The 15,690-nt window shown below is 33.7% G+C and carries 15 protein-coding genes, 1 tRNA gene and 1 pseudogene; all 17 read right to left on the bottom strand.

Going from position 1 to position 15,690, the window contains the following annotated elements; all coding sequences use genetic code 11:
• Positions 1 to 4: 4 nt before the first annotated feature.
• A complete protein-coding gene (locus tag CVT00_RS06820) occupies positions 5 to 226 on the bottom strand; it encodes a DNA-binding protein (RefSeq protein ID WP_103568025.1) in 222 nt (73 codons plus the stop codon).
• Between the two features lie 363 nt (positions 227 to 589).
• A pseudogene (locus CVT00_RS06815) lies at positions 590 to 2,383 on the bottom strand (type IV secretory system conjugative DNA transfer family protein); the annotation flags it as partial.
• Positions 2,380 to 3,381 (bottom strand): ATPase, T2SS/T4P/T4SS family, encoded by a 1,002-nt coding sequence (locus CVT00_RS06810; RefSeq protein WP_103568023.1) that lies wholly within the window; start codon positions 3,379 to 3,381, stop codon positions 2,380 to 2,382. The gene CVT00_RS06810 and the pseudogene CVT00_RS06815, both read right to left, overlap by 4 nt.
• Complete coding sequence (gene virB10, locus CVT00_RS06805; protein ID WP_223228592.1) at positions 3,378 to 4,523, bottom strand: type IV secretion system protein VirB10; 1,146 nt, start codon at positions 4,521 to 4,523, stop codon at positions 3,378 to 3,380. Before virB10 ends, CVT00_RS06810 begins: the two co-directional genes overlap by 4 nt.
• On the bottom strand, positions 4,510 to 5,457 hold the full coding sequence (gene virB9, locus CVT00_RS06800) for a P-type conjugative transfer protein VirB9 (protein WP_103589009.1): 948 nt from the start codon (positions 5,455 to 5,457) through the stop codon (positions 4,510 to 4,512). The genes virB10 and virB9 overlap by 14 nt, the downstream gene beginning before the upstream one ends.
• Positions 5,458 to 6,006, bottom strand: coding sequence for a hypothetical protein (locus tag CVT00_RS06795; protein WP_149705443.1), 549 nt, complete (start codon positions 6,004 to 6,006; stop codon positions 5,458 to 5,460). It lies immediately after the preceding gene.
• 3 nt (positions 6,007 to 6,009) lie between these two features.
• Positions 6,010 to 6,285, bottom strand: coding sequence for a hypothetical protein (locus tag CVT00_RS06790; protein WP_196376843.1), 276 nt, complete (start codon positions 6,283 to 6,285; stop codon positions 6,010 to 6,012).
• A gap of 2 nt (positions 6,286 to 6,287) precedes the next feature.
• Positions 6,288 to 6,992 (bottom strand): virB8 family protein, encoded by a 705-nt coding sequence (locus tag CVT00_RS06785; RefSeq protein WP_196376842.1) that lies wholly within the window; start codon positions 6,990 to 6,992, stop codon positions 6,288 to 6,290.
• A 1-nt stretch (position 6,993) separates the two neighbouring features.
• Positions 6,994 to 7,143 carry a hypothetical protein gene (locus CVT00_RS06780; RefSeq protein WP_196376841.1) on the bottom strand — a complete coding sequence of 50 codons (150 nt, stop codon included), beginning with the start codon at positions 7,141 to 7,143 and terminating at the stop codon, positions 6,994 to 6,996.
• Between the two features lie 144 nt (positions 7,144 to 7,287).
• Complete coding sequence (locus CVT00_RS06775) at positions 7,288 to 8,412, bottom strand: type IV secretion system protein (protein WP_196376840.1); 1,125 nt, start codon at positions 8,410 to 8,412, stop codon at positions 7,288 to 7,290.
• 9 nt (positions 8,413 to 8,421) lie between these two features.
• Positions 8,422 to 9,216, bottom strand: a complete 795-nt coding sequence (locus CVT00_RS06770) for a type IV secretion system protein (RefSeq protein WP_107831476.1) — start codon at positions 9,214 to 9,216, stop codon at positions 8,422 to 8,424.
• Between the two features lie 11 nt (positions 9,217 to 9,227).
• Positions 9,228 to 12,017, bottom strand: coding sequence for a VirB3 family type IV secretion system protein (locus tag CVT00_RS06765; protein WP_107914866.1), 2,790 nt, complete (start codon positions 12,015 to 12,017; stop codon positions 9,228 to 9,230).
• A 10-nt stretch (positions 12,018 to 12,027) separates the two neighbouring features.
• A complete protein-coding gene (locus CVT00_RS06760; protein ID WP_103568014.1) occupies positions 12,028 to 12,306 on the bottom strand; it encodes a TrbC/VirB2 family protein in 279 nt (92 codons plus the stop codon).
• Between the two features lie 742 nt (positions 12,307 to 13,048).
• Positions 13,049 to 14,302, bottom strand: a complete 1,254-nt coding sequence (locus tag CVT00_RS06755) for a tyrosine-type recombinase/integrase (RefSeq protein WP_103653477.1) — start codon at positions 14,300 to 14,302, stop codon at positions 13,049 to 13,051.
• A 193-nt stretch (positions 14,303 to 14,495) separates the two neighbouring features.
• A tRNA-Ile gene (locus CVT00_RS06750) sits at positions 14,496 to 14,572 on the bottom strand.
• 124 nt (positions 14,573 to 14,696) lie between these two features.
• Positions 14,697 to 15,215 (bottom strand): inorganic diphosphatase, encoded by a 519-nt coding sequence (ppa, locus tag CVT00_RS06745; RefSeq protein ID WP_012140089.1) that lies wholly within the window; start codon positions 15,213 to 15,215, stop codon positions 14,697 to 14,699.
• A 69-nt stretch (positions 15,216 to 15,284) separates the two neighbouring features.
• Positions 15,285 to 15,620, bottom strand: a complete 336-nt coding sequence (locus tag CVT00_RS06740; RefSeq protein ID WP_107914868.1) for a NirD/YgiW/YdeI family stress tolerance protein — start codon at positions 15,618 to 15,620, stop codon at positions 15,285 to 15,287.
• Positions 15,621 to 15,690 lie beyond the last annotated feature (70 nt).

Genomic DNA, 15,690 nt, shown 5'->3' with positions numbered 1-15,690 from the left:
GAAATTACTTTTGTTCTATGTCTTCTAGCCATTGTTTGATGCTATCAATGTTGTATAAAATACGGTTGCCAATTTTTAAAAATGGCAAAGGTAAATGTTTTTGTCTATTCTCATCCGTATAGTTCTTTTGCATTCGTAACTTATTTTGAAGTCCTCTACTAATGCCAAACATCTCTTCCAGTTGTGCTGGTGTTATATATTTTTCATAAAAGCTTGTATCTTTCATTATCTACTCACTATAGTCTTGTCTTTCATCGTCTAATTCATCAAAATTTGGGCAACTAGCATTTTGAGCCATTAATTCTTCTATGCTATCGCTATCGTTGATTGTTTCTTCTGCTGCCGGATCAGTATCGATATTTTCTACACTTTTATTTGCATTACTCGATTGTTCGACTATTTGTTGCTCGTAAAGCTTTTGAGTCTCTTCTTTTATTGCTTCATCTTTATCCCTTTGAAGTCTAAGTTTTTTTTCATATTCTTCTTGAGTCTCATCTATTTCATGAACTATTTCAGGTAAATTTTTATATCTAGAACTTTCATCATTATAAAGCTCTTTAAAGTATGCTTTTATATTTGCTATGTTTTGAATAGGGACTTCTATGTTTGTCTCACCATTTTGAATAGCTTTCTCTAATTGATTGCGATTTGGTATCTTTCCATTTTCTTTCACTTTTATCTTATATTTATCTCCATCGATCGCTCTAAGGCTTGGACTTACTTCTTTGAATTTGTTCATAAAGTAGCGATCTGAGTAGTAAAATGCCTTTTTTGCCATAATAGGCTTGCCATTATCAATCGTAATTAGCTCGTTTTCAAAAGGCATTTCTCGTAATTCTTGCGCAAGCATTAAGGCTCTACTTGTGTCACTTTCACTTCCTCCACCGCCTTGTCCCAGATTTCTACTCCTATTTTTAATGGTTTTTGTTCCTAAAATTTCGCTAATCTTTTTAGCATCCTCTTGTTCTCTTGGTGTATAAAAAATTTGACAAGCATGGTTTGTAAGCAGTGTTTTAGCGCCTTCTCTACCATATCCATCAGGTTGATTTGCTTCAAGTTGTGAGTTTGATTGATAGATCATTAGGCTTCTTAGCCAATATCCAGCTATAAAGCTAATTGACTTTAAATATATTCCTAAAAAGCCTGGTGCAGTAAATTCATCCATTACTAAAAGCACTTTATATTTTAAATCGGGATTAGCTTGCGGTAACTCTTTTGTATTTACCAAGATTAATTGCTGCCAAAATATGTTTAAAATTAGCTTCGCATTTGCCAATTGATCCGGAGTAATACCTACATAAATAGTCATTTTTTCTTTACGAAGATCTCTAAAATCAAAATCATTTGCTGAAGTAGCAAGCCTCATATTGTCATTTCTAAACATCATCAAAGGAGCATTGAAGCTTGACATAACGCCACTTTTTGTGTTATCGCTATCAATCTTGAAATAGCTTTGGCAACGCATTTGAGCTTTTTTACCAATTAGCCCAAGTTCAGATAAAACATTATATGTATCGTCAAATGCTTTGAACATAATTTTTCTATTGCCGTCTATATCAACTTCACCTTTAAAACCTTCGCTCATTTGCAAAATACCATATAGTGTAAAATCTATCTCCATATTTAGTGCTTTTAGGAGCGAAATGCCACCTTTTGAATTTAAAAGATCATGAACGATATAACAAATTCCTATAAATAAGTTTTGAGCTAGTTGGTTAAAAAACTGCGTGGTGCTATCGCCTGTCATAGGATATAAAATATTTGCAAAATCAGTTAGCTGTCCATCTGCATTATCGCTTGCCATATCAATATAAGCTAGTGGATTATATCTATGAGTGCGTTTATTGAACGGATCAAATAAATATACTTTTTGCCCTAGTATTTTTTCTCTATATCCGCTAGTAAAGTCAAAGCACTCTTGTTTAATATCTTGAACAACTGCACTCTCTTTCCAGTCAAGTAAATTTGGAATAACAATACCAACGCCTTTTCCGCTACGTGTTGGAGCGCCAAGCGATACGAACTGCTGACCGCCAAATCTTAAGAGGCGGTTTTGAAATTTACCAATGATTATTCCATCTCCATAAAGATCCATTTTCTTTACATCATTGGCATTTGCAAATCTTGCATCTCCGTGTAGGCTTTGTTTCTTTGGTAAAAATGGTAGTAAAAAAGCTAGAGTGAAACTTATTAAATTTGCAATAAAGTAAGCCAAATATGCTTTTGACCAGCCGTTTATCAGCATATCAAAAGTAAGCCCTAAATACCATATTTCTGGAAGCTTTTTAAAACTGTGATTTAGTCCAAAAAATAATACACTAGCCAAGAAATAGCCTATAATTAAGGCAATTGCAATTAAAAAACCAATCTGCATTTTTTTCATTGCTTAGCGTTCCTTAAGCTAGACTCAACAAAAGCATTACCTTCATTATTTCTTATGAAATATTCGCCATTAGCCAAGTATTCTGTAACTTGACGTTTCTTGCCAAGACGCTTAAAAACTACGATGTAGTCAATTGTATTTGAAACAATATCAAGCAACATATCTTTACCTAGAACTTGGGCTTGAGTATTTTGCATGCTCATCATTACAAGACGATCTATGGCTGACTTAACACTACCAGCATGACAACTTGTCATACTGCCATTATGACCACTTGAAATCACATTTAAAAAATCATATGTTTCACCACCCCTAACTTCTGCTAGTAGAATTCTGCTGGGTTTCATTCTCAAGCAGCTCTTTAAGAGAGTTGTGGCATTTACTAGACTATCGCTTTTTGCCTCACTTGGATAAAAGAGTTGAACAAAATTTTTATGATCCCAAAATTTAATTTCCTCAACATCTTCTATAGTAATAATTCTTTCATCTAATGGTATAAAATCGATAAGCGTTTTCATAAAAGTAGTTTTTCCGCTACCAGTTTCACCACAAATAATAATATTCTTGCCATTTTCGATAGCTATTTTTAGTTCATTTGCCATATTTGCATCTATTGAACCATTATTAATGTAGTCATCTATCGTATAACGAACCTTGCTAGGTTTTCTAATGGTGATTGATATATGATTTTCTTTTGTAGCATTTGGTATAACTATTTGCACTCTCTCTCCAGTTGAAAGAATGCATGATAAAATAGGTTTTTGTCTTTCTATCTTATCGTTTTTATAAGCGGCACATGCATTAGCAAAAGATAGGGCAGCATTAAAGTTTAATTCACTTTCGTGACTAGACCAATTACCGATTATATCTTCAGTCCAAATTAGATTTCCGCCGTTGTAAGCTATTTCATTTATGCTTTCATCATCTAGATACTTGCCAAAATACTTTTTGACATAGCCATCCAGCATAGCAGATTTGTCTAATCCCACAGTGCTCATTTTCTTCTACCTATTGTAAGCTTATACACCTTACTAAAGTCTATATCACGATTGACGTAAACACCAACTATATCTCCTTGATTTCTATAAAGGACCGGTTTTATTTTTATAAATTCCTCAAGTGCAGTATTTGCCATTTGTTGTGTAGAGTCTCTAGTGTTTTCGCTATAGTCATAGCTATTGTCACGTTTACCATTTGCAGCATAATTAAAAACATCATCTACCATTGAAAGCAATATGCTAGCACCAAATCTTTTTAGCCATTGATGATCAACGTATCCTTGTAGACCGCTACCGCCTAATTCATCACTAGCACCACTTTGAACTGGAATGTTAATATTGTTTGGTGTTCTGATCTCGCTCCAAATAACAAAAATTCTATTCATTCCATCATTCATCTCTCCGCTTCTGAAGCTGCCAAAGATTTTGCTTCCCTTTTCAATTAAGAGAGTTACGCCATCTTTGCTATATACGTCTTCGCTAGTTGTGCAAGATATTCCGCCTTTAATTTGAGACACAAGTCTAGTGTCGAGCGAACAACCAATATATGTGCCTTTTTGAAGCAAGAGACTAGGGTTAAATTTGTCTTTTACGGCAATTTTTGGAGTGTATGTATTGCCTTCATAATCCTGGTCTTCTTCAAAACGTTTGGCTTGTTCTGCCCAAGATATGTTTTGGTCGGCAACATATATATCTTTTTTGCTTGAACTACTTGTTGCAATCGCCAAACTACTACCAGTTTTAAAAACTTTAGGCTTAAAAATAGTTTTTTGAACTACCGTAGTATTTGATAAAGGGTCTGGCTTGCTCGCTACTTGCACAGGCGTTTGTTGTGGTGCTGAAGCAGCTTGAAACTCTTGAAAATTCTTTTGAGACACTTCTTGCTGAGGCAACTCAAAATTTTTATTCTTTACTTCAGTTCCTATTTGTTGAACTTGTGATTTTACAGCATCATTTGCCTCTCTATTTTTCCCTAAAAAACTAAGACCAACCATAACAAAAACAACCAGACATAAAACCATGACCGCAATAACCATTAATTTTTTGCTTGGCTCATTTTCGACTTCTGGATGCTCATATTCAATTCTTTCAACTTGAGACTCTTGATTATTCATATTTTCATTACTTCTATTTTTGCTCATTGTCTATAATCTCTCTTTGAATATTGTCTTTATTAGTGCTGTAGGTTTTATCAAGTGGATTTTGACCATAGCCATTATTTATGATTCCGACTAACTTATTGCCACTTCTTAGTAAAATTTTTTTAGCTGTCTTGTGGATCACAACTACGTCATATTTGCCGTCTTTTTTGATATGAGTATTGAGGATGCTTTCTTTATTAGCATCATCAAAGAGAAAGACACTTGGTATAGTTTTAGTTGAGCTAAAACCAAGATATGTAAAGACACCATCGTCATATGCATAATCAGGTGTTATAGTTTCACTATCTTTATTTACATGCATTACAAAGTTCCAATTTCTAGGTATTGTATTTCTATCGATCTCTTTTTTATATAGTGCCTTTTCTTTTGCTGCTTTTTCGGCGAGTTCTTTTTCGGCTTTCTCTTTTTCTATCTTTTCTTTAGGGGTTGCATAATTAAAAGTTAGTTTGTAATTAATCTTGTTAATCTCTCCTAGCTCCAAATCAAATGTATAAACTTTATCTTTATTTGTTGTGATGATTAGATTTGTCTTCCAATCAGCTGCATTTGGTTGAATAACCGAACTACCATAAAATTCTATTTGCTCACCACTTTCATTGGTCATATTTTGTTCTTCGGATTTTATGGTGTAACTCTTTGGTTTAATAAATAGATAGTTATCTTTATCCATTACTTCCCAACCATCGCTAAACCCAGTTGCTATATTTACGATGCGTTCATCTTTTTCAAATTCTATAATACTCACAAAACCCTCTTTGCACTTAACTAAGACAACGTCATCGGCATTGTATGTTGCATACGTGATGCGTTTGTCAAATTTAGATAGCCTTGGAGTATTTACTGCGTGTAAATTTGCTATTGCTAAGAGTAAAATTATTGCAATATTAAATAATTTTTTATTATTTTTTATCATTTAAAATCTCCCAGTATTGTTTAAATATAAGCCACGATCTAGCTGTAATGTGTTGCTTGTTCTCGCCTTAGAACTTATTTGTGGTGTTTGTGTAATGACTCGATTGCTCTTCATGGGATAGCTTTTTCTTAAACCATCTATTAGACTATCACAACGTGCTCTCATCGTTTCAAATTGTTTAATGGCTGTATTTATTCGCTCTAATGGCGCCATTTCCTTTAGATATGCTATAAATTCATCATTTTTGCTATCTATAAAAAAGTCATAAATTTCACTATTGCTAAAGACTTGTCTTTGTTTTTTGTCTAACTCATATTCTTCTTGTTGTGTGGTGTGTTGCATATCAAGGATCATGTTGTAAGAATTTTTTGCCATATCTTCTAAATGAAAAATTCTAGCCCTAAGGGCTTTTAGTTTTCTCTCTGCTTCTTGTCTATTTTTAGAACTATTGAAAATAAATTTTAAAAAGCTATGCGTGAGCTCCTTATCTGAAAAGCATTGTTCGGCTTGAGTAAGCAAATCGTGCGTATATGCTGTTTTGAAATCCATTTTTTACTCCAAAATGTCAAATTTTGGTGCAATGGAGTTTGCTGCTGCAATTTCTTCATCTGTTACAAAATCTGGAACAAATTTCTCATATACTTTCAAAACTTGGTCACCGATATTTGAAGTCCCTACTACTTCAAATAGATCCTTCTGCTCATATAATGCGAGTTTTCTTTCTAAGGTTTCGACCTCTTGCACTAGTTCTGCAATGTCAGTATTTTTTTGAGCTAAAAGCTCAGTCATAACATCAATTAACTTTGTGAAATCATCATAAGTAATCATTTCTATCTCCTTATTTCGTCATCAACTCTATACGTGCTAACTTTAAATCCAAGTGGGTTTTTAATACGCTCTTCCTCTGTTGTGAGTGTATTTGGTTGGTAGTCATATGAAAGTGTCACAATCTTTGCTTTGTTTGATACAGCTATTTTTTCGCCTTTTTTTCTGGTAATTTGATTAAATCTGATAGTTGCAGTAGGTGCTCCAGCGCTATTTCCCAGTGTAACCGAAACAACATCAATCTCTACTTCGTAGTCATCTTTTAAAACTTTGTCTCTAGAATTTTCACCTTCGTAAATTCTCAAATAATCACTGGCAACGCTTGGATAGCTTAAAATTTGAACTAATTCATAGTCGCTTTGCAAAATATCATAATAGTATCCCTCTCTCGCTTTTACATATGTTGTTGCAAAATACTTATCAAGTGCTTCATTACCTGTGAATTCGGCTTTATTTACGCTTGTTATTATGTCAACCATTCCGGTTGTATTATCAACCCTAATAACATAAGGCTCAACCGATTTTAATGGCGTCAATAAGCAAACAGCTATAACGCTGATGCTAGCAATAAGTAGAGCCACACCTGATATAAAATAAGCCCTCTTGTTAGCTTGTTCCGCTATGTATCTAATGCTTGCTTCATAGCTAATTGCTACATCATCTGGATTATTAGAAGCCAAAAAATCATTTTTATCATTAGCTCTTTTCATTTTACATTGCCTTTTTTATACTTTGTTTGAGATCTAAATTTTCTCTATTTTCATTTACTGGCTTGTATTCATTACTATCAAAATAATCTTCCCATTTTTGATTACTGCTATTTTCAAATTTAGGAGAATTATGAGCGGCACAACCGCTCATAAAGCTAGTGCCTACAAGTAAAGATAAAAAAATATTAAAATATAATTTAATATTTTTAAAATATTTTTATAGTTTAAAAATATTATTTAATTTCATTTTATTTCCAACCTTGACCTTTTTGTAAAATTGTTAATTTTTTTGAACCTATGTTTTTTTAGCTTGGTTAAGTCGTGATCCAACGGCTTGGGCTGCTGAAGAATTTTTAATCGTGTTTATTCCAGAGTTGATGCTTTGACCGAGTTTTGAACTGCCAACTTCTTTTGCTGCAGATGTGGCTGCGCCTAAAAGACGAGAGCCTAGAAAACCAGTTGCCTTGCCAGCACCCATTGCCTGAGCACCTCTTACCGCCAACATTGCACCACCTATTGCACCACCCCCAACAGCACCTGCAAGACCCATTGCACGTCCAACGCCTGTTCCTGCTAATCCATCAAGGCTTACATTGGTGAGTTTTTCGGCTATTCCAGTAGCCATACCACACATTATATTTGCAAGAATTCCATAAAATACCATTGCTAGAGCCAATACAAATACTTCATCCTTAAAATCGTGATTGCTATTGATTTTTGGGAACATATAATCAAATAAAATATTTAAGAATAATGATAGGCAGAGCAACGCAATAATATTTGATAAAACCATTTGGAACCACTGTGCAAATGAATTTTTAGTTGTTTTAAAGATTAAAAAATAAAATGCCAATGGAGCCAAAATCATAAGCAATAGAAATGATAGTGTATTTACAAACAGCGCCCTCAAAATAGGAACTGCACCAATAAAAAAGCCAATAAAAGCTATAATAATTATGAAGATAATGTATGCTAGCTCTAAAGTGCTTGACTGATCCCATACTACATCGTAGTAGTCACCCATAAATCCAGCCCATGTTGCGATTTTTGAGTATAAGCCTTTGCCGTCATATGACAAAAAGGTATTTGCATATTCTTTTGCACCATTGAATGCTTCAAAAACAAGATTTATCCAGTTTCCAGCATTCATTGCTAAGACTATAAAGACAAACTTAATGGTTGCATCAAAAGCAAAATTTTGAAAAGTTTGTTTGCCATTACCCCAAAGAATTTTATATCCCTCGATCATTATCCAAGCGGTAAGATATACAGCTAGAATATTTCCAGTTGTATTAATTAACGATTGAAGTGCTCCCACTCCGTTTGAATAATTATTTTGAAAGAAACTATCAACATTCTCTGATATATCTATGACTAGATCGTGTAATCCTCGACCTGAATCAGTTGTTACTTTATACATACTATGAGCCTATTTTTGTAAAATTTTAAATGCTGCTCGCTGCCTATCTTTAGTCATCTTAAACTCTGCGTCTTGTAATCTTTTTCTTTCGTTTTCTAATTGATCCATGTCTCTTTGATAGGCACGCCAGTTATTCTCTTGTCTGGCACGCAATAGGGCTATTTGATTTGAAGTATCTATAGAACCTTTTAGATCCTCTTGTTTACCTTTATTTCTGGCTACTTCTTTACTTATTTTGTCAAGATCGTCAATTTCGTGCTTAAGACGATCAAATTGTCTATTTACAACTTCAAATTCTTTAAAAGCACTTGTGGTATTCTTTTTGCAGATATTTCTATGCGTAATATCACTTATTGATGAACACTGGTCTGTTCCACCAAATTTTAAAAACAAATCCCATGCCCTTTCATCAAAGCTATCTAGACTAAAACCTGTTGCTTGTGTATATATTGAATAACCAGTATCGTAGACTTCATTATAAAGTTCGTTCATTTCTTTTGTAAAATTGACAATATCCCTAATGCCTGTTTTGGTATATAGGTCATTTGCCCATTGCACTCTTTCATCAGCCCATTTTTTAACTTCTTGGACTCTATGTGAAGCTTCTTCTCCCCATACTTTGACTTTTTCAGCGTAGTCCTTCAGCGTTTGCATCCACTCCATCGTAAATGTTGCTTGATTTTGTGCTATAGCAGCACCATCAACTACTGGAATACCAGAGGCTAATAGATTAGATGATAGAATTACTACAGAAGTAGCTATAACCGAAGCTTTCTTTGCTCTATAAACGAGACTATTTTTCATATGTCTTCTCCTTAAAATTTATATAATTTTTTGATGAGTTGGTATTTTTCTTCACGACTGATATCCAAGGCATTAATATTTGTAATTTCATCAACATAGACTTTGGCTGTTGATAAAACTTTTATCATGTTTCCCAGATGTGATAGATTGATCTTGGCAATCGCCCTATAATCAACGCCTTTTCGTATTAAAAATTCATATTTCTCTGGATCTGTTGTTTTAACGAATTGATATTCTGCTTCACTCATACCCAAGGAACCGCAAAAATCAGTTTCTTTTGCTTTTGGGTTGCTTAGTAGCAACACTGTTTCGCTTTGTTCCATGATTGCCGTGCCAATACTAGATTTTGCGATATCTTCGACACTTTGAGTGCCGAGAAACAAAAAGCCGTTTTCTTTTCTAATGGTCTTTTCTTTGTTGAAGACCTCTTTTGACACTACTGGATTTTTGAGCCAATCCCATGCTTCATCGACAAATAAGCCAAACCTGCGTCCATCAACCATATCGATAATTCGCCAAAGAATATAATATGCAACATATGGAGAAATTTCATCGTCTTTTAAGATCGTTGTGCCGTCTATACCATATACAAGAATACTCTCGTCGCTAAAATCTAAAGTATCCATTTCATTGTCGAATACCCATCCAAATTCATTACCGATAGTCCAAGCCATCAATCTAGATTTTAATGAATTTGACTCATTTTCGCCTTCTTGAAGCAATTGCCAAACCCTACTGATGCCATGAGTTCTTTCGCTTTTTTCCAGTCTCATGACGCTATCTACTGCTAGATTGAGTTGCTCTTCTTCTCTAGTTGTTAACATTAAATTATTTTGATTGCCTTTGGTGACTAACATTTTTAAAAGAACCTTCAAGCGACGTATATTTTCAGGTGTTGCGTCACAACTAAAAGGATTAAATCCGGTCGGTTCTCCACTTGTTATGGTTAAATACTTTCCGCCAATGGCAATAATATTGCCGATAGCTCCTTTATCCTTGTCTAAATAGAAATAGGTAGCCTTACGTTTTTCTTTTGGAGTGTTTTCTGCAAAAGTATCTGGCTCATTAAATTTGCAGAGCATATTTAGCGTGAAATTCATTAAAACAGTTTTGCCTCCACCGCTTTGACCTAAAACGAAGGTATTTGCTAAAACATCGTTTTTACCAAATTCGTCTTTATCGAAAATTGTTTGGTGTATGTTAAAAAAATATGGCTGCGCATTTGGCGTTTGCAATATTGCAATGGCATCTCCCCATGGATTGCCATATTGTTTTCCTCGTGGAAAGTTGTGAAGTGCTACAAAACTAGCAAAATTTTTACTCGAAATGGTGTGAAGTCTAGGGCGTAACGTGAAATTTGCTGGAAGCTGTGCAAAATATGTAGCTTCTAGAGCTATATTGGCTTGTGTTGCTAAAAATCCTAAATCTTGCAATACGACCGCAATTTGGTTTGCAATGTGCTCGCACTCGTTTTGTGTATCAGCGTATATGACAATAGAAAAGTGATACTCTCCAAAGATTATGTCATTTTGTAATTCATCTAGAGCGGTGCCAAGTTCTGCAATTTGACTCAATGCATCATCTTCTGCTGCTACTAATCTTTTTTGTTGCTTTGTAAGCTCATCTCTCGCCTCTTTTTTTGAAAGTGGCGTAAAGCTTTGAGTTATGGTATATTCGACATTAGCATACATTAGACTATCAAATATTCCACTAAAACTTACATTTGGATAGTCTTTTAATTCAATTGCTTTTACGAATTTCTTAGTTCCATCATTATAATTTAGCTGTAAAGTATGCTGTGAAGGAAAAATTTCATTTAAGTTACCATTAAGGTAAAAGTCTAGGGGTGCATTTGGAACACGAACTTTTGTAAATTTACCACCTATCAAATAGTTGTAAAATTCTAGTTGAGAGCTAAAAATTACACCATCTTGCTCATATATGCTAAGTCTATGTGGCTTAAAATGGTTTAAATTTTGTTCAATAGTTATGCATTTTTGGTGAAAACTTTTCAAATGAGCTTTGATCTGTTTCTTTTTCGTATCTATGTTTTGATTTCTAAAGTGTAGTTTCTCAGCCTTACTAAATGGTGAATATATTGCAGTTAGATAAAGTCTGTTTTCTTTTAAATTTTCAGAGCTAAAAATCTCATAATACTTTTTTGAGAAACTTTTTAAAAATTCATTTGAAAAATAATCGTTCAAGCCAACTTGTGTATTAATTCTAGCATTGTGAAAATAAAAGCTAATATTTTCACCAGCAAATTGCCTAACAAGCATATTAAGCTTGTTTTTCGCAAGATCTATTAATTCGTCATCTTCTACTTCAAAAGCTATACCATCAACTCGCCATGTGGCTAAATAATCTCTATCTTTTGTGATGACAACATTATTTATATATGTTTGATACGGAATTATATTCTCTAAATTTGCGAATTCACTTAGTCCAACAACGCTAAGTCTTGGATAAAAATTGCGCATAGATTGCTTGGTATATGTCGAATTCGCCATATAACTTTTCCGACCATTATAAAATTTATTAATGGCAGGGGATCTAAAAAATCTAAGTTTCAACCCCCAAAGCCTAAACGCCATATCGTCTTTTTTGACTATAAATTGGAAAACAAAGGTGGTAGGAATAATCATAACTGCTAAGAGCAAATATTCGTTTCCAAATAGCACTTTAGCAAAAATTGCAAATAAAGCCCAACTAAGTGCCATAATCATAAATGGCACCATAGGAACACCAAATACCATAGGAGGACGGGTCAAGGCTTTAAAGATAGGCTCAGGAGTTAACATTGAGTATCTTTTAAAGGAGCATGCCAGCGATCATCGCTGCACCGCCAATAAGAATACCACCAAGAACTATAGGTGTAACTTCCCTAATTGCTTGACCGCCGAACATTACTTTATAGCCTGCAACCATGATCGCACCAGTCATGATCAAGACACCAGCAGCACTCAGCCAACCATTCACAGTTGAAAAAAAGTTATCCACTTTGGTTAAGCCAGTTCCACCAGCAGCAAACAGAAAATTTGGGAAAAAGAATAAAAACAGAAAAGCAGAAAACTGCTTGAAATATGAGATTGAAGTAGAGCTAGATTTTAGAAAGCGATTTTTATTCTCTCTCTCTCTCTCTCTCTCTCTCGACGATTAGAGCGGAAATGTTGTTTGTCATTTTATGTCTCCTTTTAAATATTGACACGCAAGTGTAACATATTTTTGAATAAAATGATATAAAAATATGAAAACTCTAATCAATTTTTTATCAGTAGCCTACAATTCATCCTAGAGCATAGCTAATTTTTTTGATTTTATGATTTTGCAAAGCATTAAAAACCGATAAAAACCCATCAAGACGATATTTCAAAAGTATTTTTATCTTTTAGTAATATATTTTTGCTTAAATGCTCTCTAAGCACCTAAAAATAGACTTTTTTAATTTAAAAAACCAGTAAAAAACCTAAAGAAATTTTTATATTCTTAAGAGATTTTAGATAAAAATACCTCTTTTTAAACAAAAAATGGTCTTAAAATAGGTTTTTTACCTTAAATAAAAACATGAATTTTTGCTTTTTTAATGCCTTAAAATATCGTTATTACCGAGCTTGGAAACGATTTAAGTTTTCTCATACACGCGCTGAAAAAGTTAAAAAACCGAAAAAAATAGCTATGCAAATGGCTATTTAAAGGGCTTTATCGGTTTTTTAAGCTGTATTAAAAAACCAGTAAAAAACCGATGAAATAGCATTAAAAAAACGATATAAATTTTTAAAAAACCGAACCTTTTACTGATGCTTTATATCGTATGACTTTAAGATATTAACTTTTAAACAAATTGAACTAGATTGTTTAGGTAATCTGCATACCATTGCATTAAAATTCTATTTTGATCAATAGTTGCTGTCTGTCTTTCGTAGGCATATTTAACTGCATTGCTTTCTGTGTGCGCTAGAGCATTTTCTATTGTTTTTTCGCTTATGCCCAATTGTGTCAGATCCGTAAGATGTAAAGAGCAAATTGTTTTAAACGTGGCTCTAAAACCATGAGCAGAAGCTTTAGAATTATATTTTTCTCTGCCACCTATATTTCTTATGGCATTACTAATGCTATCTCTGTTAATATGACCTGTTTTTGTAAGAGACGGAAATACAAAATTACTTTCTAATGGTGTATATTGTTTTTGCTCTAGTAAAACTGATAAAGCTTGCTTTGAGAGTGTTATTTGGTGTGCATGCCTCATTTTCATTTGGATAGGCGGAATAGTCCAAATTCCTTTTTTAAGATCTATATCTTTCCATTCAGCACTTACGGTGTTAATGGGACGATTAACGCATAAAATTTGGAGCATTACGGCTCTTTTGACTTGTAGATCTAATTTGCTGTCATTTCGTAAATCAGTCAAAAACTCCTTTAACTCATTTTCATCTGTAATAGCTGGGTATCTTGTGTCGATGCCATTTCTAAGGCTAAAGCTGTTGGAAGTTGGAAATTCATCGTGTAAAGCCTTGCAAGGGTTATAATCTATATATCTATCTTTAATGGCATTTTCATATAGCGAATTTAGCGTATTTATAATTCTGTGTATAGTCTCAAGTCTTGATTTCTTTGGATTATATGGATTAAATAATGGTGTTAATATGGTTTTTAGATCATTAAAATTTATATCTTTAATATCAACATTACCAAATTTAGGCAAGATGTATTTTTTTATCCTAGATTTAATTTTATCTATATAAACCTTGTCTAGCTGGTCTATTTTCTCTTTTTTGTCAATATATCTATCAAATAGCTCTGAAATTCGATATTTATCTTTGGATCTTACAAAACCACTTTCAAATTTTCTTATAATTTCTATCGCATCTCTTCTTGCCTCAGCAACTGAGTAAATTCCCTCCCTAAACTCTTTCAATTTAAAATGTGTAGTGTTTTTATATTGTATAAAAAATGTTTTCATACCACTTGGATACACTTTTATATAAAGTTCTTTTGGGTTGCCCACAGCCTTTTTATATACTTTATTGGCTGGCAACATTGCCCTTATATCTTTATCAAACAAATTTGCGGTAGAAACTCTTGGCATCTTTTACTCCTTTTTTAAAAGTTACCTTTATGCAGTAAGAATTACCTTATATGTAACTAGAATTATCTGGAAGTAATTGTATATAAAAAAGAAGTAAAAAGAATTAGATAGCTACTTTTAGCCCATGAAATCGGAATTATAAAGAAATAAAAAGAATTAAAAAGAAGTATAAGGAATTATAAAAAACATAAAATGGTGGGTTCACCAGGACTCGAACCTGGGACCATCCGGTTATGAGCCGGATGCTCTAACCAACTGAGCTATGAACCCACAGTTGAAAGAAAATCGTATTATACAAGAAAAAGCTTATCTAAATATAAAAAATAGCCTTTTTATGCGATGTATAAATATGGATAAATTTAAAAAAGAAAAGCCCTAAAATAGGGCTTATAAATTATTTATAATTTTTTATCGCAGTGTCTAAAATCTCTTTTGCAGCGTTTGCATCTTTAAATTCTTTCACCTTAACCCATTTGTTTGGCTCAAGAATTTTATAAGTTTCAAAGAAATTTTTGATCTTATTTAGTGTCGCAGTTGGCAAGTCTTCGTAGCTTTTTATCGCCTCATATCTTGGATCGATCTTTGTAACTGGCACAGCCAAAAGCTTCTCATCCATGCCTGCTTCATCCTCCATCACCAAAACGCCTATCAAACGGCAAGGGATGACGCTACCAGCTTGGAGTGGATACTCGTTTAGCACTAAAATATCAGCTGGATCGCCGTCAGCCGCAAGTGTGTTTGGCACAAAGCCGTAGTTTGCTGGGTAAAACATCGCTGAGTAAAGCACGCGATCAACTACGACTGCGCCGCTATCTTTGTCGATCTCGTATTTGATATTTGAGCCATAAGGTATTTCGATTACGGCATTGATTTTGTCTGGGTTTGAGCCAAATTTGATCTTTGAAACGTCCATATATTCGTCCTTTGTGTTAGAAATTTTCGTGATTTTAGTATTTTTTGCATTAAATACTCGTAAATTTAACTACTTTACAACCTCTACGCTATCTACGTCGATTTCTGTTTTTGTGAAGTCTTTATCCACCTCGCCTCTTATTCTTAAAAGCGTATCTTCGTTGGCTGTTATATTGCCCCATTTTTTGTTGTCGATCTCAACTACGATAATGTCACCATTTTTATCGACAAATTCATACTTATCTGATTTGATGTGTGACTTTATCTTGCCCTCAAGCACGACCTTGGCGTCGTCATTTAGTTTTAAAGCCTCTTTTACGCTTATCGTCTCGCTTGAGTACTTTGATGCGAAGCCTCCAGCCATTGCGATGCTAGCAGCCAGTGAAGCGATAATGATTTTTTTCATTTTTATCCTTTTGGGTTGGTTTTGAAATTTCAAAGGATATTACATTTTTGGTGTTAATAAATGGTAAGTT

Origin of the sequence: Campylobacter concisus (assembly GCF_003048675.2) — a bacterium.
In the GTDB taxonomy this organism is placed as follows: domain Bacteria; phylum Campylobacterota; class Campylobacteria; order Campylobacterales; family Campylobacteraceae; genus Campylobacter_A; species Campylobacter_A concisus_F.
Note: the sequence above shows the minus strand (reverse complement) of the source record. Positions and strands in the feature narration are given on the sequence as shown.

What these genes read in the sequence shown, in the direction of transcription:
- CVT00_RS06820 (WP_103568025.1), bottom strand. Translation starts at nt 226, where the DNA reads ATGAAAGATACAAGCTTTTATGAAAAATATATAACACCAGCACAACTG.
- CVT00_RS06810 (WP_103568023.1), bottom strand. Translation starts at nt 3,381, where the DNA reads ATGAGCACTGTGGGATTAGACAAATCTGCTATGCTGGATGGCTATGTC.
- virB10 (WP_223228592.1), bottom strand. Translation starts at nt 4,523, where the DNA reads ATGAGCAAAAATAGAAGTAATGAAAATATGAATAATCAAGAGTCTCAA.
- virB9 (WP_103589009.1), bottom strand. Translation starts at nt 5,457, where the DNA reads ATGATAAAAAATAATAAAAAATTATTTAATATTGCAATAATTTTACTC.
- CVT00_RS06795 (WP_149705443.1), bottom strand. Translation starts at nt 6,006, where the DNA reads ATGGATTTCAAAACAGCATATACGCACGATTTGCTTACTCAAGCCGAA.
- CVT00_RS06790 (WP_196376843.1), bottom strand. Translation starts at nt 6,285, where the DNA reads ATGATTACTTATGATGATTTCACAAAGTTAATTGATGTTATGACTGAG.
- CVT00_RS06785 (WP_196376842.1), bottom strand. Translation starts at nt 6,992, where the DNA reads ATGAAAAGAGCTAATGATAAAAATGATTTTTTGGCTTCTAATAATCCA.
- CVT00_RS06780 (WP_196376841.1), bottom strand. Translation starts at nt 7,143, where the DNA reads ATGAGCGGTTGTGCCGCTCATAATTCTCCTAAATTTGAAAATAGCAGT.
- CVT00_RS06775 (WP_196376840.1), bottom strand. Translation starts at nt 8,412, where the DNA reads ATGTATAAAGTAACAACTGATTCAGGTCGAGGATTACACGATCTAGTC.
- CVT00_RS06770 (WP_107831476.1), bottom strand. Translation starts at nt 9,216, where the DNA reads ATGAAAAATAGTCTCGTTTATAGAGCAAAGAAAGCTTCGGTTATAGCT.
- CVT00_RS06765 (WP_107914866.1), bottom strand. Translation starts at nt 12,017, where the DNA reads ATGTTAACTCCTGAGCCTATCTTTAAAGCCTTGACCCGTCCTCCTATG.
- CVT00_RS06755 (WP_103653477.1), bottom strand. Translation starts at nt 14,302, where the DNA reads ATGCCAAGAGTTTCTACCGCAAATTTGTTTGATAAAGATATAAGGGCA.
- ppa (WP_012140089.1), bottom strand. Translation starts at nt 15,215, where the DNA reads ATGGACGTTTCAAAGATCAAATTTGGCTCAAACCCAGACAAAATCAAT.
- CVT00_RS06740 (WP_107914868.1), bottom strand. Translation starts at nt 15,620, where the DNA reads ATGAAAAAAATCATTATCGCTTCACTGGCTGCTAGCATCGCAATGGCT.